20 protein-coding genes are annotated in these 21,799 nt (G+C 59.3%); 10 read left to right on the forward strand and 10 right to left on the reverse strand.

Annotation, left to right across the window (positions count from 1 at the left end; all coding sequences use genetic code 11):
- Positions 1 to 25: 25 nt before the first annotated feature.
- The 3 genes from I6N98_RS01095 to I6N98_RS01105 all read right to left on the reverse strand — a co-directional run bounded on the left by I6N98_RS01095 (position 26) and on the right by I6N98_RS01105 (position 1,877).
- Positions 26 to 718, reverse strand: coding sequence for a thiol:disulfide interchange protein DsbA/DsbL (locus I6N98_RS01095; RefSeq protein ID WP_198569991.1), 693 nt, complete (start codon positions 716 to 718; stop codon positions 26 to 28).
- Positions 719 to 909: 191 nt separating this feature from the next.
- On the reverse strand, positions 910 to 1,539 hold the full coding sequence (locus I6N98_RS01100; RefSeq protein ID WP_198569992.1) for a c-type cytochrome: 630 nt from the start codon (positions 1,537 to 1,539) through the stop codon (positions 910 to 912).
- Positions 1,540 to 1,577: 38 nt separating this feature from the next.
- Positions 1,578 to 1,877, reverse strand: a complete 300-nt coding sequence (locus tag I6N98_RS01105) for a c-type cytochrome (RefSeq protein ID WP_198569993.1) — start codon at positions 1,875 to 1,877, stop codon at positions 1,578 to 1,580.
- 162 nt (positions 1,878 to 2,039) lie between these two features.
- On the opposite strand from I6N98_RS01105, the gene yihA reads away from it, so the two are divergent.
- Positions 2,040 to 2,693 (forward strand): ribosome biogenesis GTP-binding protein YihA/YsxC, encoded by a 654-nt coding sequence (gene yihA, locus I6N98_RS01110; protein WP_198569994.1) that lies wholly within the window; start codon positions 2,040 to 2,042, stop codon positions 2,691 to 2,693.
- On the opposite strand, the gene ruvX is transcribed toward yihA, so the two are convergent.
- The 4 genes from ruvX to gshB all read right to left on the reverse strand — a co-directional run bounded on the left by ruvX (position 2,690) and on the right by gshB (position 5,650).
- Positions 2,690 to 3,109 carry a Holliday junction resolvase RuvX gene (gene ruvX, locus I6N98_RS01115; RefSeq protein ID WP_198569995.1) on the reverse strand — a complete coding sequence of 140 codons (420 nt, stop codon included), beginning with the start codon at positions 3,107 to 3,109 and terminating at the stop codon, positions 2,690 to 2,692. The genes yihA and ruvX overlap by 4 nt on opposite strands.
- A gap of 5 nt (positions 3,110 to 3,114) precedes the next feature.
- A complete protein-coding gene (locus I6N98_RS01120; RefSeq protein ID WP_198569996.1) occupies positions 3,115 to 3,681 on the reverse strand; it encodes a YqgE/AlgH family protein in 567 nt (188 codons plus the stop codon).
- 120 nt (positions 3,682 to 3,801) lie between these two features.
- Positions 3,802 to 4,686, reverse strand: coding sequence for an energy transducer TonB family protein (locus I6N98_RS01125; protein WP_198569997.1), 885 nt, complete (start codon positions 4,684 to 4,686; stop codon positions 3,802 to 3,804).
- Between the two features lie 10 nt (positions 4,687 to 4,696).
- A complete protein-coding gene (gene gshB, locus I6N98_RS01130) occupies positions 4,697 to 5,650 on the reverse strand; it encodes a glutathione synthase (protein ID WP_198569998.1) in 954 nt (317 codons plus the stop codon).
- Positions 5,651 to 5,922: 272 nt separating this feature from the next.
- Between gshB and pilG the strand changes: the two genes are divergently transcribed.
- The 6 genes from pilG to I6N98_RS01160 all read left to right on the forward strand — a co-directional run bounded on the left by pilG (position 5,923) and on the right by I6N98_RS01160 (position 15,579).
- Complete coding sequence (pilG, locus tag I6N98_RS01135; RefSeq protein WP_198569999.1) at positions 5,923 to 6,315, forward strand: twitching motility response regulator PilG; 393 nt, start codon at positions 5,923 to 5,925, stop codon at positions 6,313 to 6,315.
- 179 nt (positions 6,316 to 6,494) lie between these two features.
- The gene (gene pilH / locus I6N98_RS01140; protein ID WP_198570000.1) at positions 6,495 to 6,857 is read left to right on the forward strand and encodes a twitching motility response regulator PilH; all 363 of its coding nucleotides are present in this window, start codon (positions 6,495 to 6,497) and stop codon (positions 6,855 to 6,857) included.
- Between the two features lie 11 nt (positions 6,858 to 6,868).
- Positions 6,869 to 7,411, forward strand: a complete 543-nt coding sequence (locus I6N98_RS01145; protein WP_198570001.1) for a chemotaxis protein CheW — start codon at positions 6,869 to 6,871, stop codon at positions 7,409 to 7,411.
- A gap of 93 nt (positions 7,412 to 7,504) precedes the next feature.
- Positions 7,505 to 9,526 (forward strand): methyl-accepting chemotaxis protein, encoded by a 2,022-nt coding sequence (locus I6N98_RS01150; RefSeq protein ID WP_198570002.1) that lies wholly within the window; start codon positions 7,505 to 7,507, stop codon positions 9,524 to 9,526.
- Between the two features lie 48 nt (positions 9,527 to 9,574).
- On the forward strand, positions 9,575 to 15,082 hold the full coding sequence (locus I6N98_RS01155) for a hybrid sensor histidine kinase/response regulator (protein WP_198570003.1): 5,508 nt from the start codon (positions 9,575 to 9,577) through the stop codon (positions 15,080 to 15,082).
- Complete coding sequence (locus I6N98_RS01160; protein WP_198570004.1) at positions 15,082 to 15,579, forward strand: chemotaxis protein CheW; 498 nt, start codon at positions 15,082 to 15,084, stop codon at positions 15,577 to 15,579. Before I6N98_RS01155 ends, I6N98_RS01160 begins: the two co-directional genes overlap by 1 nt.
- Positions 15,580 to 15,586: 7 nt before the next feature.
- Here the strand turns inward: I6N98_RS01160 and I6N98_RS01165 are convergent, their stop codons facing one another.
- Both I6N98_RS01165 and argA read right to left on the reverse strand, forming a co-directional pair.
- Positions 15,587 to 16,357, reverse strand: a complete 771-nt coding sequence (locus I6N98_RS01165) for a 16S rRNA (uracil(1498)-N(3))-methyltransferase (protein WP_198570005.1) — start codon at positions 16,355 to 16,357, stop codon at positions 15,587 to 15,589.
- Positions 16,354 to 17,682 (reverse strand): amino-acid N-acetyltransferase, encoded by a 1,329-nt coding sequence (argA, locus tag I6N98_RS01170; RefSeq protein ID WP_198570006.1) that lies wholly within the window; start codon positions 17,680 to 17,682, stop codon positions 16,354 to 16,356. The genes I6N98_RS01165 and argA overlap by 4 nt, the downstream gene beginning before the upstream one ends.
- A gap of 118 nt (positions 17,683 to 17,800) precedes the next feature.
- On the opposite strand from argA, the gene I6N98_RS01175 reads away from it, so the two are divergent.
- Complete coding sequence (locus I6N98_RS01175) at positions 17,801 to 18,661, forward strand: hypothetical protein (protein WP_198570007.1); 861 nt, start codon at positions 17,801 to 17,803, stop codon at positions 18,659 to 18,661.
- 12 nt (positions 18,662 to 18,673) lie between these two features.
- Here I6N98_RS01175 and I6N98_RS01180 read toward each other — a convergent pair whose 3' ends face one another.
- On the reverse strand, positions 18,674 to 19,555 hold the full coding sequence (locus I6N98_RS01180) for a LysR family transcriptional regulator (RefSeq protein WP_198570008.1): 882 nt from the start codon (positions 19,553 to 19,555) through the stop codon (positions 18,674 to 18,676).
- A gap of 110 nt (positions 19,556 to 19,665) precedes the next feature.
- Here I6N98_RS01180 and I6N98_RS01185 point away from each other — a divergent pair, with 110 nt between their 5' ends.
- Together I6N98_RS01185 and I6N98_RS01190 are read left to right on the forward strand one after the other, a co-directional pair.
- On the forward strand, positions 19,666 to 20,439 hold the full coding sequence (locus I6N98_RS01185; RefSeq protein ID WP_198570009.1) for a ferredoxin--NADP reductase: 774 nt from the start codon (positions 19,666 to 19,668) through the stop codon (positions 20,437 to 20,439).
- Positions 20,440 to 20,606: 167 nt separating this feature from the next.
- Positions 20,607 to 21,761, forward strand: coding sequence for an alpha/beta hydrolase family protein (locus I6N98_RS01190; protein ID WP_198570010.1), 1,155 nt, complete (start codon positions 20,607 to 20,609; stop codon positions 21,759 to 21,761).
- Positions 21,762 to 21,799 lie beyond the last annotated feature (38 nt).

Below are 21,799 nucleotides of genomic sequence, written 5' to 3' on the forward strand. Positions count from 1 at the left end.
TAAACCAGGCCGGTATCGAAGGGGGCTACTGAGCTGCCCGCTCCTGGGCGATCAGCTGTTCTGCGACTTTAAGCATATTGGCTTTGCTGCCGGCGGCGCGGCCGGTTACCCGGTACTTGCCGTTGACGATCAGCTCTGGCGTGCCGGCGATTCCGTATGCCCGGGCCCGAGCATCAGCCTGTTTAACCTGGCTTTTTACACCAAATGAGTCGAAGGCTTTGCGGAAGGTCTCGGCGTCCAGGTCGGAGTTGGCCAGAAACAGCTCTTCCAATGCATCGCGGCTGCGCAGCGGGTTTTTGCGCAGGTTGATTTCATCGAATATTACCTGGTGTACCTGCTCCAATACTCCCAAGGCCTTGGCGGTGTAGTAAGCCTGGGCATGGATCACCATCAGCTCATTCCACATCGCCGGCGATTGCCGAAACTCGACATCCTCGGGCAGTTGTTCCGCCCACTGAGTCACCATGGGTTCGAAGTCAAAACAGTGGCCACAGCCGTACCAGAACACTTCGGTCACTTCGATCTTATCGGGGTTTGCGGTGCGCACCGGCTGTTGAATAACAATATAGCCTTCACCGGCTTTGGGGGTCGGCTGGGGTTGGCTTTGTTGCTGGCTGGCGGTCTTGGCAGGCTTGGCGGCGGGCTCGGCGGCGTCGCTGCAGGCGGAGAGGCTTAGGCCCAGCACGGCCACAGCCAGTATTGCCCAGAGATTCTTCATGTTATGTCCCCTTGTCAGTTGAATAGTCGGTGCGGGTTTAATCGTGGCGGAATGTGTCGGTGCCAACGTCAGACTGTGGCGCCGCGCTCTGGTTCCAGCCTTTTATCGCTATGTTCACAGTAGCGGCAGCGCCGGCCAAAAAAAAGGCGGCTGATGCCGCCTTTTGCTTGAGAGCGCCTTGCCCTTGGCCCTTAGTGGTGCAGGCCTTGGATAAAGCTGGCTACCGCTTCGATCTCCGCGTCGCTCATCGGGAAGGCGACTGTGCGCATCACTTTGGTCTCGCCGTCGTTGTCGCGGCCACCTTCGCGGCCGTCAGCCGCGGCCTGGAAGGCCTTCAGCTGAGCGACGGTATATTCTGCATACTGGCCGCCCAGTGCGGGAAAGCCGGCAGCGGCCATGCCCTGTCCAGTCGGTGAGTGGCAGGCGGAGCAGGCAGGTACGTCCCGCTCGGGGATGCCGCCGCGATAGATCGCTTCACCTTTTTCTACCAGTGCGGGGTCGGCCTGACCAACGCTGATGGATTTGCTGGCATAAAACGCGGCAATATCGGCGATATCCTGGTCAGACAGGTTGTCGGTCTGGCCGGCCATCATCGGCACCGGGCGGGCGCCGGACTTGATATCTTGAATCTGTTTAATCAAATAGCGCTCACCCTGACCCGCCAATTTGGGAAAGGTCGGAGCGGGGCTGTTGCCGTCGGCGCCATGGCAGGCGGCGCAGGGGGCAGATTTGGCTTTACCGGCGGCAGCGTTGCCTTCCAGTGCCATTGCCCCACTGCTCAACAACAAGGCGGCGGACAGTAAAAGCAGTGGTTTTCTCATGGTTCCGTTCTCTTCAAGATTTTAAAGCTGTGTCGGGCCTATTGCTGGGGCGCGGCCATAAATTCGATCAGGGCTTTGTAGTCCTCGTCGCTGCAGTCAAAGCAGAGGCCTTTGGGCGGCATGGTGTTGAAGCCATCGCGGACATGGGTGACCAGGGTGTCCATGCCTTTCTCCAGGCGTGGCGCCCAGGCTTCTGCATCACCGGTTTTGGGTGCATTGTTGGCGCCAAAGGCGTGGCAGGCATAACAGGACTTCTTGTATTTGGCTTCGACTTCGCCCTCGGCGAGTGCCGCAACACTAAAAACGGCGATGCAGGCCGCTAATAACCACTTAGTCATGATTTCCCCTCTCGTGAATGCCGATGCGTCGTCGAATGCGCGCATCGCGACGGATGACCCCCCGTGAAAACTGCGGCATTATACACAACTCGCTGGTGGCGGGGCCATTATTTGGGCCCAACTTTGCCGCTGCCTATTGGCTCTGACCGTCGAAAAGGCCTTATGTCCGATATCCCCACGATAAATTACCGCCGCGCTCAGTATATGACCAGTGCGCCAACCCTCAAGGCCTGTCCCGAGGACCGGGGGGCAGAGGTCGCTTTTGCGGGTCGCTCCAATGCAGGCAAGTCCAGTGCCATCAATCGCCTAACCGACAATGGCAAGCTGGCCAAGACCAGTAAAACGCCGGGCCGGACCCAGTTAATTAACTTTTTCAGCGTCAGTGACGACGACCAGCAGCGCCTAGTCGATCTGCCCGGTTATGGGTTTGCCAAGGTGCCGCTGAAGGTCAAACAGGAGTGGGAGCGTCATCTGGAATCCTACTTACAGCACCGGCAGTCGCTGCGGGGCTTGGTGCTGCTGATGGATATCCGCCATCCTTTGACGGAGTTCGATACCACCATGATTAATTGGGCTGAGCAGGCGGGAATGCCGGTGCGGATTCTGTTGACCAAGGCCGACAAACTGAAGCGCGGCGCCGCCATGAATACCTTGCTGGCGGTGCGCCGCGAACTTCAGCCGGTTGCCGGCTTGGTGGAGGCGCAGCTGTTTTCCGCCACCAAGGGCGACGGGCTCGCCGATCTGCGGGAGCAGTTGGACCTGTGGTTGTTGGCTGCGGATGAGGAAGAGGGTGCCGAGGACACCCCCCTCGATTAGCGCCGCATCCAACTTTCGAGAATCACCACCGCGCTGCGACTGTCTACCGACTGGCTTTTAAAGTCCCGACTGCCGGATTCGGCAATGATATCCCCCCGGGCTTCGAAACTGCTGAGACGCTCGTCGGCCATTTCCACCTGTATGCCAAAGCGACCGTGCAGCCGATTGGCAAATTTGCGCGCCCGCCCGCTCATCTCCGATTCACTGCCGTCCATATTCAGCGGCAGACCGACGATCACCCGTTGGGGCTGCCACTGCTTGAGTAAGTCGCCAATCTGCTGCCAGTCGGGCATGCCGTCTCGGGCCTTGAGGCTTGGTAGGCCAGAGGCAGTGCCAGTAATGGTCTGCCCCACCGCGCAGCCAATCCAACGCAGGCCGTAGTCGAAGCTCAGCAGTGTTTGCGGTTTGCTATTCACAGGTGTCAGGCGTGACCGCTGTCGGAGCCGAGTTGGGCAAAGCTAATGCCCAGGCTCGATAGGGCGGCGTCCAGGCGCTGATCGGCCGGGGTGTCAAAAATCACCTGTTGGCTGGCGGGGAGGGTGAGCCAAGTGTTGTCCTGCAGCTCTTGCTCCAGCTGCCCCGGGCCCCAGCCGGCATAGCCCAGGGCAATCAGGTTGTGGCTCGGGCCCTGCTGGTGGGCTATGGCGTCGAGAATGTCCAGGGAGGTGGTCAGTGCGATGTCTCTGCTTACCTCTATGCTGGACTCCCAGTGCCGCTGGTCCCGGCGGTGGAGGACAAACCCCCGGTCGGTGTGCACTGGACCACCGGCAAAGACCGGCTCGGCATGGGGGGCGCAGTCGTCGTACTCCAGCTGCTCGAGAATTTCGTCCACCTGCATGTCCAGTGGGCGGTTGATGATAATGCCCATCGCGCCTTCCGGGTTGTGCTCGCACAGGTAGATCAGGCTGTGGGCAAAAATGCCCTCGCACAAGCTGGGCAGGGCAACCAGAAAATGATCTTGCAGGGATTGGAAGTCGTTTGTGTCCATGGGGCCGAGCTGTGGGCAGATGGCTGATGATTTAAGTATGGGGGAGTTTGCCGCAACTTCAAGTCGCGAGGCTCGCCTGGGCTCTGTGGTACTGGCCTCGGGCGCCGGCCGCTGCTGGTGCTAGCGCGCTTCCAGGCCGCCCCGGTCGAACCGCCAGGTGCGGACAATACCCAGCCGGTTCTTACCGTCCAGCACCTCGGCGGGAACGGCCTCATAGGGTGCGGCCAGTCGCACAATGCGGTGGGCGGCGCGGTCCAGAATGGTATGCCCGGAGCCACTGAGGATGCGCACCTCGTCAATGCGACCATCGGGAAAGAGCATCAGCAGCAGGCGCAGCTCCCCTTCCAGGCCTTGGCGACGGGCCTCGTCGGGGTAGTTGGCATTGCCCACCGCCTCAACATGGCTTTCCCAGCGATGCAGGTAGCGGGCGTCCGGCGAGCCCCGGGTGGCTACCGAGGTGATGAACTTGGGGCGGGGCAGTTTGGCGTAGGCCTGGTTGAGGTCGTCCAGCTGCGCTTCCAGAGCGGCGATATCCTCGCTGAGCTGGGTGCGGTCGTCCTCGCCCTGAAAACGCTCTTTTTGGCTGGCGGTATCGGGGGCGTCACTGATTTTGCTGGGCACTCGGCGCGGGCTCTCTCCCACTGTAGTGAGCAGTGCGTCTTGCTGGGTCGGGGCATCCTTGGCCAGCTTTAAGATGTCGCTATCCGGCACGGCATTGTCGTGAAAAGCACTCTGCTGACGACTGCTAAGTTCGGCTTTGTCGCCCTGCGTACCGCTGCCCTGCTGGTCGTGCTGGGCAATAAAGTCGGCCTGGTCCGGCGCCTGCTGGCTGCGATAGCGGGCCAGGGTGACTTCCAGGCTGGGGAGGCGGGCGTCCACGCTGCCGGCGGTAAAGCTGATGCCGAGAATCACCGCCAAATGCATCAAAGTGGCAAAGCAGATGATAAAGCCGAGCCGCTCCGGTGCGTGGATATCGCGGTCGAATTGGTGTTCGGCACTGCTCATGGATAAGCGACTATTTCTGCTTCAGCTTGGCGGCGATACAGTCCATCAGTTGACCACCGATGTCGGTGCCGCACTGATCATCGATTTCCCGAATACAGGTGGGGCTGGTGACGTTGATCTCGGTCAGCGAGTCACCAATGATGTCCAGGCCCACAAACAGCAAGCCCTTTTCCCGGGCCACCGGCGCGACTTGCTCGGCAATCCAGCGATCGCGATCGCTCAGCGGCTGGGCGCGGCCGGTACCGCCGGCCGCCAGGTTGCCCCGGGCTTCGCCGTCGGCGGGGATGCGGGCCAGGCAGTAGGGCACGGGCTCGCCATCGATCAGCAAAACGCGCTTATCGCCCTGACGGATGGCGGGGAGGTAAGTCTGGGCCATGATGGTGGTGTTGCCGTGCTCAGTGAGAATCTCGATGATCACACCGACATTGGGGTCGTCCGCCTTGACGTGAAACACCGAGCTGCCGCCCATACCATCCAGGGGCTTCATGACCACATCGCCGTGCTGGCGGTGGAACTCCCGCAGGCTTTTGGCATCTCTGCTGACCAGGTGGGTGGGGCCGCACTGGGGAAACTGCAGGGCAAAGAGTTTTTCGTTGCAGTCCCGCAGGCTTTGCGGACGATTGACCACCCAGGCGCCCTGGCGATCGGCCATTTCCAGCAAGTGGGTGGTGTAGAGAAATTCTTTATCAAAGGGTGGGTCTTTGCGCATCAGGATGACATCCAGGTCACCCATGCGGATGTCTTCGGATGCGCCCAGCTCGTAGAAGTGTTGTGGGTCGCGAAATACCTGTAAGCGCTGAGTGTGGGCCCTGGCTTCGCCACCGCTAATGTACATGTCGGCGGGCGTCATGTAGTAGATGTCCCAGTTGCGCTGGTCCGCCGCCCAAAGCATGGCCAGAGTGGAGTCTTTCTTGTAGGTGATCCCCTCAATGGGGTCCATTACGACGCCGAGGCGCTGAGTCATGGTTGTACCTTTTTGTCTCGATTGCGGTAGAAATCACTGCCCCGGACTGGAAGCATTCAGGCTGGGGCGTTAAACATAGCGCTTTGCCGCAGCCGCCGCAATTTAATCGGAGTTGCTGCGGAGCTATGGAACATCGGCCCGTTACGTGTTAAACATTTGGGGCTTGATTATACGGCAGTGCGGGAATGCACAATAAAACGCCTGCGCTTGTTCGCCCGACATTGGAAGGTTGGAGCGCTAACGGCAACCGTCCATACAAGGTTCACAATTTTATGGAAGTCAATTTTTCAGATTTGAAGGTCATGGTCATCGATGACAGCAAGACGATTCGGCGCACCACCGAAACGCTGTTGGCCAAAGAAGGCTGCACGGTGATCACGGCGATCGACGGTTTTGATGCGCTGGCAAAGATTGCCGACAGCAAGCCCGATATTATTTTTGTCGACATCATGATGCCGCGTTTGGATGGTTATCAGACCTGTGCATTGATCAAGAATAATAGCGAGTTTAAAAAGACACCGGTGATTATGTTGTCCAGCAAGGACGGCTTGTTCGACAAGGCCAAAGGCCGTATCGTTGGGTCGGACCAGTATCTAACCAAGCCTTTCAGCAAACACGAATTGCTGGAGGCTATTCAAACCCACGTAACCAGCTCGCCAGCATAATGCTGTAGCTGGCTTGTGGTCGGCCACTGCACCCCTTGGCTGAGTGGCCGGGTAAGTTGTCGTCGACAAGTAGTACGAAGGGCTCCGTAGAGAGCTTGCGATAAAACAGTATTATTAAAATTGGGGCGCCGTAACGGGAGCGTGTATCTCTCAATGGGCACCGTACTTGGAGTGAGAGAATGCCGAGGGTATTGATAGTCGACGATTCGCCGACTGAAGTTTTAAAGTTGTCACAGATTTTGAGCAAAAGTGGGTACGATGTGCTCACTGCCGACAGTGGCGAGAAAGGGGTCGAGATGGTGCGGCAGGAATCGCCAGATGTGATTCTGATGGATGTCGTCATGCCTGGCCTCAACGGTTTTCAGGCGACTCGTCAACTGAGCCGGGACCCGGAAACCAGCAATATCCCCATCATTATTGTTACCACTAAAGATCAGGAAACCGACCGCCTTTGGGGGCAGCGCCAGGGCGCCAAGGGTTATCTCACCAAACCGGTTGATGGCAAAGAGCTGGTGAAGACCATTCAATCGGTTCTCGGTTAGCAGGTGCGTCCATGACGGAGGCTCTGCACCCCTTTCACTACCTTCTCGACTTGTCTGCCCGAGCTCGGGAGGCCAACGCATTGCTTCCCGTTGCGGATACCGACGCGGCGCAGAGCTGGAATGGCGTCGGTTTTCGCTTGGGCGACCATTACTGTGTAGCGCCTATCGGCGATATTGCCGAGGTGCTGGTAGAGCCGCCGGTGACGCGCCTGCCGGGTGTGAAGAGCTGGATCAAGGGCGTCGCCAATGTCCGGGGCCGTTTGCTGCCGCTGATGGATTTGACCGCCTTCTTCAATTTCGACAGCGCCCAGGGGCGGGTCAGTCGTCGCATATTGGTGGTGGAACACGGTGAAATCTACATCGGCATGATCGTCGATGAGGTACTCGGTCTGCAGTATTTTTCACCGGATGAGTTTTCTGCCGAGAGCGAAGGGGTCGATCCGGGTGTCGCGCGATTTGTACAGGGTTGTTACCAACAGGGTGATCGGCGTTGGGCGCTGTTTCGACCGCTGAACATGCTGGAAGATCAAGAATTTTTCAATGTCGCCGCGTAGTGAAGTGCCGGCGTGCTGACAACAGTTTTTTCACGTAATTAAAGCAATTAATTAAAAAAGGGAACGCTACCTTTTGAATGGGAGTGGGGTCGCATGAAATCTAATCAAGGGAGCGGGCGGGGCAGCCGCGCCACGAGTATTCTGGTTTTTCTGGTGCTGGTGGGCTTCGCAGGTGCCGCCTATAACACCTATGTCGTGGTGCGGGACGCCGGTTACGACCAGCGTTATCTGGAGCTGACCGGGGATATGAGGCTCTACGCACTGCAGCTTTCCAGTGCCGCGCAGGATATACCCAAAGGCGAGCCGGCAGCATTTGATGTGGTGTCTCGGGCGCGGCGCAATTTTTCCCAGGCCCGGCGTGAGTTTGTCGAAGGTGGCGATGGCCTGCCCTCAGCCGCAGAGCAGTTGGGGGGCGATGTAGCGCGTCTCAATACTGAGTGGTCCAAGGTGAATGCCGCGGCGGAAACCCTTGTCAATAACCGGGATATGGTTCTCAACTTGTTTAGGGTCGTGGCGGCCTTCAATACCACTGTGCCGGCCTTGCAGGCGCAGATGCAGGATGTTGTGGCTGGCTTGGTAGAGCGCGGTGAGGGGCCAAAAACCGTTGCCGCGGCCCAGCGACAGGTCCTGTTACTGGAGCAGATGATCCGGGGTGTGGTGGTGATGCTGGGCGGTGGCGAAGCCTCCCACCTGGCGGTCGAAAAATACATTGCCGATGCCACTGAATTCAGCGCGGTGCTGCAAGGCCTGCTTAAGGGCGACAGCGGTCGCGGCATATCCCGGGTCAGCCAGGGTGGTGCGAGAGCGGACATCGCCGATATTCAACAACAGTTTGAGGCTCTCAATAGCGAGATGAACGCCGTGTTTGCGGTGGCCCAAGAGCTTCATCAATCCGGAGAGGCGGCACAGACGATCAGTGACGCTGCGCCTGAAATCCTCCAGTTAGCCGGGGATCTGTCCGAGCGCATCGGCGACCTGAGTAATCAGCGAGTGCTGTCTCCCGCGACGGCGGTGGTTTTTGTTGCGCTGATCATTATTGCATTGGCCTTGCTGGGCATGGTCTCTTCCCGCAATGCCCAGCGGCGTTTGCAAGCAACATCGGACGCCAATGAGCGGAACCAGACGGCGATTCTGCGCCTACTGGACGAGCTGGCTGACCTGGCTGACGGTGATTTGACCACCTCGGCGACGGTCACAGAGGATTTTACCGGCGCCATTGCCGACTCGATCAACTACACCATCGACCAGTTGCGGGTATTGGTATCGCAGATCAACGAAACAGCGCAGGAAGTTTCCACCGCAGCGCAGGGCTCCCAGGCGACAGCATTGAATTTGGCAGAGGCCGCAGAGAGCCAGGCCAAGGAAATAGCCGGTGCGTCCGCGGCGATCTCAGAAATGGCGGTGACCATCGACCGGGTGTCCTCCAACGCCCGGGAATCGGCGGCGGTGGCCCAGCGCTCGGTGGCAATCGCCAACAACGGCGCCGAAGTGGTACAGAATACGATCTCCGGCATGGACAACATCCGCGAGCAGATTCAGGAAACCTCCAAGCGAATCAAGCGCCTGGGTGAGTCGACCCAGGAGATCGGTGACATTATCTCGCTGATTAACGACATTGCCGATCAAACCAATATCCTGGCCCTTAACGCCGCGATTCAGGCCTCGATGGCCGGGGATGCCGGCCGCGGCTTTGCGGTGGTTGCGGATGAGGTACAGCGTCTTGCAGAGCGTTCTTCCGGCGCCACCAAGCAGATCGAAACTCTGGTTAAGGCGATTCAGTCCGACACCAGTGAGGCCGTGGTATCCATGGAGCAAACCACCTCTGAAGTGGTGCGTGGTGCACGTCTGGCCCAGGACGCCGGTGCAGCGCTGACCGAAATTGAATCGGTCTCCAAAGAGCTGGCGGAGCTGATTGACAACATTTCTAACGTGGCGGCAGACCAGGCCAAATCCGCCGGACAAATTTCCTCCACCATGAAAGTTATTCAGGAAATTACCTCGCAGACCTCTGCCGGTACCACCGATACAGCGCGTTCCATCGGCGAGCTGGCGGAAATGACTAACGACCTGCGCAGTTCAGTAGCCGGCTTTACACTGCCGGAACGCAGCGACTAACGCGGAGCCCGAAAGCGCCATGGCAACTCAACAGCGCAAGGTCTGGCTATGACTCAGCAGCGGGATTTCCTGGCTCTGGAGTGGCTGCTTGGCGAGATAGAGGTCTCGCTGCAGCACTGTGTGCCAGTTATAGAAACCCACCTGGCCGGCGCTGCCACCGCTGAGGATGACGCGCTGGGCGAGGTTCAGAGCGCGCTGCATCAGGTTGCCGGTAGCCTGCAGATGGTGGAGTTCAGCGGCGATGCGCTGTTGGCCAAAGAGATGGAGCGGGCCGTTGCCGACATCGCTAATGGTTCGCTGAGCGGTCAGGCGGCGGCCGCCGCCCTGACCGCTGTGCGGCAGCTGGCGCAGACCCTGCCGGCTTATCTTCGCCAGCGACTACAAGGCCGCTGCGAGCTGCCGGTGTCGCTGATGCTGCTGATTAACGACCTGCGCGCTGCCAGAGGGCAGGTGCTGTTGTCGTCGACGGTGCTGTTTTCACCGCTGACTCAGGTCGCTCCCGCCAGCCCGGTGGGACCTAGCCTCGATAGTGGCACCGTCGCCGAACTCACCAGCAAATTGCGGCAAATGTATCAGATTGCTCTGAGCAGCTATCTGGAAGGTAAAGACCCGCAAAGGTCGCTGGAATATCTTTCCAAAGTCTGCGCCCGGGCCGGCAAACTCTGCGCGGGCCAGGTCTCGCAGAATATGTGGCTGGCCGGTGCAGCACTGTTGGAAGCCCTTGGCCAAGGCGAGTTTGGCGGTGGCTATCAAGCTGGAGAGGCCGTGGTCTCACTGCTGCGGCGGCTGGATCGCGAGCTGCGCCAGCTGGGCGACAAGCAGCGAGCTGCCACTGCTTCCACCTCGCTGCTGAGGGATTTACTGTTTTATGTGGCCTGTAGCCGCTCTGGCAGTGAGCTGGTTAAAGGCGTAAAGGCTCGCCACCAATTAGCGGATAACCTGCTGGAGGCCGATGCGCAGCGCAGCCGTTTGGCAGAGCCTGCGGCCCAGGCGGTGGTGGAGGAGCTGGACGATCTGGCGCGGCAGTTGATCGCCGGCGCGGCCAGTGCCGAGTTGCGTATGCGTTGTCTGGATCTCGGCGACGCGCTGGCGGTACTGGGAGAGGTGCCGTCCCTGCTCACGCTGCAAGCGGTGGGCGAGGTGCTATCCGGTGATGTTAGCGATATCCAGCGCCAAAGTGCCGCCGATACTTTGAATCGTCTTGCCCAAACTCTGCGGGACTCCTCTCAGCGTGAGGAGGCACTGGCGCCAGTGGCCGTTGACCCTGTTGTTGGGGAGGAAGAGCGCCGCCAACAATACCGCCAGGCCCGCCGCGCGCTGATTGGCCAAAGCCGGGGGGTATTGGCAGATACCCAAGATGCCATTATGAGTTATGTGGCAGAGGGCTGGCGCTCCCGTGAACTTGAAGATCTGCCGGCGCGTTTGCAGGAGTTGTCTTCCGCACTCCGCACGGCAGCTATGCCAGAGCCGGCGCGGATTATCGAGCGCTGCGCTGCCTATATCGGCGAGCAATTGATTGCAGCAGGCAACACGCCTGACTGGCCGACGCTGGATGCCCTGGCGGATGCCTTGACCTCGGTGGATTATTATCTGGAGCGCAATGTTGTCGCAGACACTGAGCAGGACAGTGCCCTGTTAAGAACGGCGGCAGACTACGTAGAGCGCCTGGGCTATCCGGTTCCCGGCCGCCGCGCCAGCGCTGACATCATTACCCTGCCGACAGCCGCGGCAACCGAGACCCCATCAAATGAGGCTGCTCAAGACAGCCGCGCAGAGCAGCAAAAGGACGTTAGCAAAGAACCCGCCGTCCTCGACCCAGAAGTCCTGGAAATCTTTGTAGAAGAAGCCCGGGAGGTCGTCGATACACTGAATGCTGCACTACCAACACTGATGCAGTTGCCCCCCGAAGATGCTGTGCTGGCCGATGTGCGTCGGGCTTTTCATACCCTCAAGGGCAGTGGCCGAATGGCCGGTGCGGAACAGTGTGGCGAGCTGGCCTGGTCGGTGGAAAACATGCTCAACAAAGTCGTCGAAGGGCGCTTTGTTTTAGACCTTCCTCGCTGCCAGGTTGTCGAGCAGGTGACGGCGATACTGCCTGAGCTCATCAATGGATTGGAGCAGCACCGAGAACTGGCTGCCACCCGTCTGCAGCCATATATTGCTGCCGCCACCGCCCTCGCCGAACAGCAGGATCCTGCTCTGGATGCTCGCTTCACCGACTCCGCCTCACAGGGAGAGGAGTTGATCGCGGTCTTTATCGCCGAAGCCGATGTCCACCTGGCGGAAATTGATGCCTACCTCAGCAGCGTGTACTCCTACCCGGCCTTATTGAGTGATGAGTTGCAGCGTTCATTGCACACCTTGAAGGGCGCTTCCCGAATGGCGGAAGTGTGGGCGGTGGCCAGCATTATCGCGCCGCTGGAAGGGCTGGTGAAAGAGTTGCGGTCAATGCGAGTCGCGGCGGATGAAAACTTGATTGCACTGATTGCCGATGTGGCGGAGGAAACTCGTCGCCTTACCGATCAACTGAAAACTCGTACGGCCGCTGAGCTTGAAACTCCAGAAGCCCTGGTGAACCGGGTCAACACCACCGCAGCCGCGATGATCGACGCCGCCGAGCAAGCCCAGGCGCAGCGGCAACACGGGCAAATACCTGCCGGCGTGCTCAATGCTTTCTTGGCCACCTTCGGGGACCATATACAAAATTTGATGGATCAGTTGGCCCAGCCTGAGCAATTCGACGGTCAGCTGTTGGCGGATTACACCGCTATCATGGGGCAGTTCGCCACCCGCGCCGAGGAGATCGGCAGCGAATCCACGGCGGAAATGGCCCAGGCACTGCAGGTGCTGTTCAGTCATACCAAGGCGCCTATCGATCAGCAGTTTGTGGGGCTGGTCAATAAAGCTCTTGATCAGCTGATGGACGACCTCAATCAGTTGGCCGCAGAGCAGTCTGCTGAGGAAAACAGCGGGCTGTTGGATATGCTGCGGGAGTACGAGTCTGCAGCGGAGGGCTATGGTTCGGCCCCTGGACCGGAGGCCCGGGACAGCGCGGCGGAGGAGGACATCCCTGTCCCGGAGGCGACATTTGCGGAGCCCGATCCAGAACCTGCATCCAACACTGAGCCGGTAAGCGAAACGGAGACGCCGGCAGAAGATAGCGCGCCCGCGGCTCAGCACGATCACGAGGAAATCGATCCGGAAATCCTGGAAATCTTTCTGGAAGAGGCTCACGACCTGTTGGAGAACCTGGATAGCGCTCTCCACGCCTGGAGTGAGCAGCCTGATAACCTCCAACATATTGATGATATTCAACGCTACCTGCACACCCTGAAAGGGGGGGCGCGCCTGTCCGGGTTGCCGGCACTGGGTGATCAGAGTCACGATTTTGAGACCATGCTGGCCAATGGCGCAGCCACTGGCACCGATTCTCATGCCTTGTTGGCGGATGCCCAGCGGCGCCAGGATCGCCTGGTAGCCGCAGTCGATGCGGTGGCCAAGGGCGAGATGCCCAGCAACGCTGAGACTTCCGATGGCGATGATGCACCAGCTACAGCGGAAGCGACTAGCCCCATAGAGGACGACTTGGCGGCCACCCCAGGCAGCACAACGGCAAGTGCTGACAACGACGCTCCGCCAGCAGTAGTGGGTGCCGCCAGCGACGCCACCAAGGCGCTGGAGCGCAGTGATGCGGAAGGCGTACTGATGGCCGCCCAGCTCAGTCGCGGGCCTCAGGAAATGATCAAGGTTCCGGCCCAGTTGCTTGAGCAGCTGATTAACCTGGCCGGTGAAACCTCTATCGCCCGCAGCCGTGTAGAAGAGCAGGTCGTGGATATGCACTTCTCGCTGGACGAGATGGATATGACCATATCCCGGCTGCAGGACCAGGTGCGCCGCATTGATCTGGAAACCGAAGCGCAAATCGTCCACCGCCAGGAGCAGATCGAGAGTGAGGGTGCCGAGGGTTTCGATGCCCTGGAGTTCGACCGCTATTCCCAGCTGCAACAGTTGTCCCGGTCATTGCTGGAATCTGCCTCGGACCTGATTGACCTCCGCGCCACCGTCGTGGACAAGAGCCGGGATATGGAAACGCTGCTGATGCAGCAGTCCCGGGTTAATACTGAATTGCAAGAAGGCCTGATGCGCTCGCAAATGGTTCACTTTGCGCGCATGGTGCCGCGGCTGCGCCGGGGTGTCCGTCAGGTCAGCGGCGAATTGGGCAAGCGGGTAGAGTTCCGTGTCTACAACGCCGACGGTGAGATGGACCGCCGGGTCTTAGAGCGGATATTGCCGGCGCTGGAGCATATGCTGCGCAATGCGATTGACCATGGCATCGAAAGCGAGTCCCAGCGCCGGGAGGCCGGCAAACCGGAAGTGGGCGAAATCGCCATGCGCTTTGAGCGCCAGGGCGGTGATGTCGTGATCCAGATTTGGGACGACGGCGGCGGTGTCGATCTGGACGCGGTGCGTCGCAAGGCGGAATCTCTAGGGCTTATCACCCAAGATGCCGAACTTACCGATCGCCAGTTACTGGAATATATTTTCCACGCCGGATTCACCACTAGCGACAGTATCTCGCAGATTTCCGGCCGCGGTGTCGGCATGGACGTGGTGCGCAGCGAAATCAAACAGCTGGGCGGCTCGGTGGATATCAACTCCCAGCGCGGCCAGGGCACCCGCTTTGAAATCCGCTTGCCCTTCACCGTCTCGGTCAACCGGGCGCTAATGGTGAGCGTGGGTGGCGAGGTCTACGCAGTGCCCCTCAACAATATCGAAGGTATCGTTCGGGTCAGTCCCTACGAGTTGGAGGAGTACTACCAAGAGGACGGTCCCGACTTCGAGTACGCCGGTCAGCAATACCAGATTCAGTATATGGGCCAGCTGTTGGGCTTTGCCCACCCCCACTTGGAAAGCAGTACCGAGCAGCGTCCGGTATTGCTGGTGCGCAACGCCGACCAGCCCACCGCGGTGCAGGTCGATGGCCTGATGGGTTCCCGCGAGGTGGTGGTGAAAAGTCTGGGTCCGCAGTTTGCTGCGGTGCCGGGGCTGTCCGGTGCAACCGTGCTGGGTGACGGCAGTGTGGTGATTATCGTGGATATGCTGGCTAGCTTGCGCGCCAGCTCGGCTCGGCAGCTGGCCAGTGGCGAGCAGGACTTTGCCCTGGAGGACAGTGGCGAAAAACGGGTCATGGTAGTGGATGACTCGGTAACCGTACGCAAGGTCACGTCCCGCTTGCTGCAGCGTCAACGCATGGAGGTGTTGCTGGCGCGGGATGGCATGGATGCGGTCACTCAGCTACAGGATATGGAGCTGCTGCCAGACGTGATTTTGCTGGATATCGAGATGCCTCGCATGGATGGCTTTGAAGTGGCAGGGCGCCTGCGCAGTAACCCCCGCTTGCAAAATATCCCCATTATCATGATTAGCTCGCGGACCGGTTCCAAGCACCGGCGGCGGGCCGAGGGCTTGGGCATTGATGCCTTCCTGGGCAAGCCGTATCAGGAGATGCAGTTGCTGAAAACCATTGATGACGTGCTGGCCACTGTGGAGGTGTAATGAACGATCCGGCCACTGTCAAAGAAGAGTATTTGCCCACTTTGGTACTGCCGCTTCGCGATAGCGCCCTGGTATTACCCAGCCATTGTGTGGCGGAGGTGATGATGGCCGGCAGTATTGAGGCGGAGGAGTCTTCGCCACACTTGCTCGGTTTTGCTAATTGGCGGGAACGGGAACTGCCTGTGCTGAGCTTTGAAGCCCTGCGCGATGGCCAGTTGCCCCAGCAGTTCCGGGCCCGGCAGTTGGCGGTACTCAATGCCATCGGCGGCGCCGAAGGAATGAGCCACTTTGCTGTTGCGGTGTCGGCGATGCCCCACCACTGGGAGTTGAGCGAAGACCAAGTGGAAACCTTGGAGGTGCCTGACGATCTGCAGTCCCCTGCCATACAGGGCATGATTAAGGTCGCAGGGCAGAGCCTGGTGGTGCCGGATTGGGATTATCTTCAGCAGCAGGCCATGAATGCCTATCAGCAGCGCCAGCCGGATTCCTCTGACTAACTGCAATCTATGAAATTCCCATGTCGCCCCAGTGGTATTGCAGTATGCTCAGCGCCGCCAGTGGCGCGGTTTCGGTGCGCATAATGCGGGGCCCCAGCTGCAAGCAGTAAAAGCCCAATGCCCGGCAGCGGGCTACTTCGCTGTCCTCAAACCCACCTTCTGGGCCCACCAAGACTTGCACCTGTCGCGGCCTTTCCCCCGACCAGATACTGCTTAAATCGGCACTGGACGTAGGGTCCGCTTCGCTGTCGGGGTGGAGGACCAGTCGCAGTGGTTCGGTTTTTTCGGTGCGCTCTAACCAGTCAATCAGTGGCGCGGGTTCGGCGATATCTACCAGCTCGCTGCGGCCCGATTGTTCGCAGGCGCTGATCATCACTTGTTGCCAGTGGCGCTGTTTTTTTTCCTGCCGCTGGGCGTTGAGTTTGACGTCGACCCGCTCGGTGTACAGCGGCACTATCGCCGTCACGCCCAGTTCGGTCGCTTTTTGAATGACCCAATCCATGCGGTCACCTTTGGAGATGCCGATGGCCAGAGTGAGGTTTAATGGTGAGGGCGGGCAAATGTCGCTTTGCCGTTCGCCGAGCTGGCAGCGAATGTGTTTTTTATCCACCGCAGTGAGGTGGGCGGCGTATTGAAAGCCATCGCCATTGAATAGCACAAGCTCGCGGCCGACTCGCATACGCAGCACCTGACCCAGGTAATGGGCGGCCCGCTCTTCCAGCGCCAGCTCTTCGCCCGCCTTTAGCAGCTGGCTAGTATAGATCCGTGGAATTCTCATGACGCCAGCGTTTTGATAAAGGCCTTGGAGTTGCGTTGACAGTTGTAGAGCTCGCGTTTTGCTGGCGGCAGATCATCCACCGGGCACTCCACATAGCCCTGTTCCTGGAACCAGTGTGCGGTTTGGGTAGTGAGCACAAACACCTGATTCAGGCCCTGCCTGGCGGCGGCTTTTTCCAGCTCTGCCAGCAGTCGCTCGGCCCGGTCTGCACCCCGGTAGTCGGGATGGGTAGCCACACAGGCTATCTCACCACTGCGCTGCTCAGGATAGGGGTAGAGGGCGGCACAGGCGATGATCATGCCGTCCTGTTCCAGTACTTTAAAGTGCTCGATCTCGGTTTCCAGCAATTCCCGGGAGCGTTTCAGGAGCACGCCTTGCTGTTCTAAGGGCTCAATGATGGCGAGTATGCCGCCGACGTCGTCGATGGACGCGGTATGCAAGTGCTCAAAATGCTCCTGAGTGATCAAGGTGCCGGCACCGTCTCGGGTAAACAGTTCGCTGAGCAGCGCGCCGTCCTCCCGGTATGAGATAAGGTGGCAGCGCTGTATGCCCAGGTCGCCGGCATTAACTGCAGCCTGGACAATGGTGTCGCTGCCCAGGGCAGTGTTTTTCGCTACCAGGTTGTCGACGTCACGGTATTCGCACTGTTCGATCAGCTCTCCCTGGTGATTGAGCAGGCCCTCTTCGGCAGTGAACAGGATCAGTTTATCGGCTTGCAGCGCCCGTGCGGTATGGACGGCGACGTCCTCCGCCGTGAGATTGAAAATCTCCCCGGTGGGGGAGTAACCCAGTGGCGATAAAATAACGATCTGGCCCTGGTGTAACTGCTGCTGCAGTCCTTGGGCGTCGATGCGCCTGACTACGCCGGTGTGTTTGTAATCTACACCGTCGAGAATACCCAGTGGACGGGCGGTGACAAAGTTGCCGCTGCTGACCCGGATAAATGCACCGTGCATGGGGGAGTTGGCGACCCCCATGGATAGCAGCGCCTCGATATGACTGCGCAGTGAACCGGTGGCATCGGTGACGCAGCGCATCTCGCGCTCGTCGGTAATGCGCAGGTCCCGGTGGAAACGGCTCTGCAAACCGGCTTGGACCACCCGCTCTTCGATCTGCGGTCGGGCGCCGTGGACCAGTACCAGGCGCACTCCAAGGCTGTTGAGCAGCGCAATGTCGTGCACAATGTTGTCGAAATTGTCGTGGGCAACCGCCTCGCCACTGAGCATCAACACAAAGGTCTTGCCGCGATGGGCGTTGATGTAGGGCGCGGAGTTGCGGAACCACTTGACGTAGTTTGTCTGTGAGTCGGTAGTCGGGTCAGACATGGCAGTGCGACAGTTGATGGTTTGAGATTTATTTTGTTTGTAATGTCATAGCCTTACAAGGCATTTTTACAGAATGTCGGAATTTGAACATACAGCGTCATCAGGATCGGCAGACGAGTTGGCGACAGAATCAGCTGAGCAGTGGCAATCGCAACTGTTGGACGCTATTGACGATCACTTTGCCGGTGCCCATCAGCGGGTCGATCGGGCCTATCGCCAACACTTTGCCTCCTTGCGTGCCGTGTTGGGGCGCCACTGGCAGCATCGACGGGATGTGCCGGCGGATTTATTGGCGGCGCCTAGAGCGCTTTGGCACACCGTGCGTCGCAGCAAGTCGCAGGCGGCGCGGCCACTCACTGGCAAGGAGCAGGCGGTGGCGGCGGTAATGGCGGAGCAGGTCTTGGACCTGCCGGGCTTACAGGCGCTAATGCTGGAGCACCTGCGCCATCATCCGGATTACCACCAGCGTGAGTTCGACGAGCTGAGGGCGCTGTTGGCGCCCTACGATAGCGAGCAGGCAGCCCGGCGCCTGCAGCTGGCGGTGGCGCAGTGGGGCCAGCGCCACGATAGCAATCGGGACCTGTTGTTATTTTTCAGTTTGGGGCTATTGGGGCGGGCGGTCAGCGACAAAATCGCCTTTGGCAGTGCGTCCCTGATTGGTGTGTCGGCGGCCAGCAGTGTGTATATCAGCCAGCAAGGGGCATTGTCGGCGCTGTGGGCAAGTTGGTTTGGCGTGCCCGGCTGGGTGGCAGTCAGTGGCGCGCTGGCGGGATTTGCTGTGGTCATTGCCGCCACACCGATTCTGTCCCCCTTTATTGAGTACGGATTCAATCGCTACCGAACCCGGCAGCGCTTGCAAAAAATGGTGGAGCAGGTACACCGGGATGTGCGGCAGCCGCTATCGGAGCGGCTGTGGCAATACAGTGGCTATCTGCAGTTTATTCCCGACTTGATCCAGATCCTCAAGCAGCTGCGCTGAGGTGCCGCCGGGTTAAACGCTACTCTGACACTGCTCCAGCCAACGCAGGATGCCTTCGCTGCGGTATTTTTGGCGGTGCAGAATAAAGTAAAAATTGCGCCGTAGGTCTCTGCCGGGGGTGGGCAAGGCGACCAGTCGGCCGCTGTCGAGGGCGGATTGCAGCGACACTCTGGACAAACAGCCCACGCCCAAGCCTGTTTCCACCGCGCGCTTGATGGCCTCAGTGTGCTGCAGCTCCAGGCGGATGGTGATCTCGGGCAGCAATTCGTTCATTGCTCGGTCAAAGGCCTGGCGGGTGCCGGAGCCGGGCTCCCGCAATATCCATTGGGCGCTGAGGATGTCGTTATCAGTCAGCGCGGTTTTCTTGGCCAGGGGGTGCTGAGGGTTGCAAAAAATCAGCAGCTCGTCGTCCCGCCATTTGGTCACCTCCAGGTCGGGGTGATGCAGCTCGCCCTCGATCAGGCCGATGTCCAGATCAAAGTTCAATACTTGCTGGCTGATGGTGGCGGTATTGGCGACATCGAGTTTGACCTTGGCGTGGGGGTAGCGGCTGATGAAATCCGCCATGATGTCTACCGCCATATAATTGCCGATGGTCAGGGTGGCGCCCACTTTCAATTCACCCACCTGGTCGTGTTGGCGAAAGGCCTGTTCCAGCGCCCGGGCCTGGTCCAAAAGCGACTCGGCCTGGGGGCGCAGTGCCCGTCCCAGCTCGTTGATCTGCAGGCGCTTGCCGATGCGGTCAAAAAGCTGGATGGAAAACTGCTGCTCCAGGTCCTTAAGGGCGCTGGATGCCGCGGACTGTGACATCGCCAGGCTCTCTGCCGCCCGGGTGATATTTTCGGTGTGGGCCGCCGCCAGAAAGACCTGTAACTGCCTGAGGGTATAGTGCATATTTGATAAACCGATTAATCACATGAGTATAAGTTGTTTTGCCGATAGCATAGTCGGGGCGTAGCCTAACCGCAAATACTCTTACTGTGAGCGACGGAGGCAGTAACGTCATGAGCAATATTATTCGCGAGCGGGTGACCAGCGTGCATCACTGGAACGACACCCTGTTCAGCTTTAAAACCAGTCGTGATCCCGGCTTTCGCTTTAAGAACGGCCACTTCACCATGATTGGTATAGAGCAGGAAGACCGCCCACTAATGAGGGCCTACAGCATAGTCAGCGCTAACTACGAAGAGGAATTAGAGTTCTTCAGCATCAAGGTGCCCGACGGTCCTCTGACCTCTCAGTTGCAAAATATCCAGGTCGGCGACGAGGTGCTGGTCAGTCGCAAACCCACCGGCACCCTGATCACCGATAACCTGCTGCCGGGCAAGCACCTCTATCTGTTGGCCACTGGCACCGGGCTGGCGCCCTTTATGAGCATCATCAAGGACCCCGAGGTCTATGAGCTCTATGACAAGATCATACTGACCCACGGTGTGCGCTACGAAAATGAGCTGGCCTACCAGGACTTTATCCGCGACCACTTGCCCAACAACGAGTATTTTGGCGAGGTGGTGCGGGACAAGCTTATCTACTATCCCACCGTTACCCGGGAGGAGTACGACAACCGTGGCCGTCTGACGGACTTGATTGCCAGCGGTAAACTGATGGCGGATATCGGTCTGCCAGCGCTGGATCTGGAGCAGGACCGCTTTATGCTTTGCGGCAGCCCGGCGATGCTTAAGGATAGCTGTGCGCTGCTGGATGGCCTGGGCTTTAAAGAAACCCGCAAGGGCGAGTATGGCCACTATGTGATCGAGCGGGCTTTTGTAGAGCACTGATCGGTGAGGGTAAATGGCGAGGGCCAGATGGAGTGGCGAGTCAGCCCGGTTTTAGCCGGCGGCGCGCCGAGTCCTCAATTATTGCTGTTGGCAGTGCCGTGGAGGTAGTGCTCAGGCGCTGGAGTTGATACTTTATAACACCTTGTATCTGCTACAGATGCGCAGCAATGTTGAAGAAGATTCTGATATTACTAGTGGTACTGGTCGCCGCCTCCGCGGCCGTGCTGCGGTGGCTGGGTTTGCCGGAGCCCCTGCCATCGTCCTCGGACAGCGCCCGCTGGTTGTCGGCGGGCAGCTATGAGGTCAGCTATTTTGACGTTACGCTAACAGATACCACCCGCCCCACCCAGGCCCATGGCGATTTTGCCGGCAGTGAGCAGCGCAAACTCAAAACCCGTATCTGGCATCCCCAACCCCTTCATGGCCAGCACCCGGTGGTGGTCTACAGCCACGGCTTTATGTCCCGCCGCACCGGCGGTAGCTATTTGGCGGAGCACCTGGCCAGTCACGGCTATATTGTATTGGCCATGGATTACCCACTGAGTCGCATGGGGGCCCCGGGTGGTGCGCTGGTCAAAGACGTGGTCAACCAGCCCGGGGATATCAGTTTTCTGTTGGATCAGCTGCTCAGCTGGCACCGGGAGCGCGGTCATCAATTCCACGGCGCTATCGATGAAGACCGCATTGCGGCGCTAGGGCTGTCGCTGGGCGGCCTGACATCCACTCTGGTGGCCTTCCATCCGCAGATGGGTGACCCCCGAATCGATGCTGCGGTGTCATTGGCGGGCCCCAGCTTCAATTTGGCGCCGCGATTTTTCCGCCACCGGGCGGTTCCTTTTATGATGGTGGCCTCCCCAATCGATCCCATGGTGGCCTACCGCGCCAATGCTGCAGACATTCCCCAGCGGGTGCCGGGCAGTGTGTTGGTGACCATCGATCGGGGCTCGCACACCGGCTTTGTCGACGTGGCTCGCTACTTTCGTTTTATGAGTAACCCGGATTGGCTGGGTTGCCAGCAGGTATTGCGGGGCTTGGAAAACGGCAGTGATGAAAACTGGAGCGACGAATTGGGTCGGGTCGAGGACGGGGTGATGCCGGCTGACGCCCCGGCGCTGTGTGCTGAGCCCCTGGTCGATGCGATGAATCCGATACGCCAACAGCAGTTGACGACCATTGCCGTACACAGTTTTTTGGAATCGCTGTTCTCCCCCAATGAGGCCAGGAGGCAGCGTGCCGCGGCGTTTCTCGACCGCCGTTTTGCCGAGGAAGTGCCGGCCGTGTCGGTGCAGCGCTCAACGCCGCAAAACGGGACTGTGCAGTAAGTGACAGGGACGGCGCCCGTCTAGCGGGCACGAGGTTT

Source organism: Spongiibacter nanhainus (genome assembly GCF_016132545.1).
In the GTDB taxonomy this organism is placed as follows: domain Bacteria; phylum Pseudomonadota; class Gammaproteobacteria; order Pseudomonadales; family Spongiibacteraceae; genus Spongiibacter; species Spongiibacter nanhainus.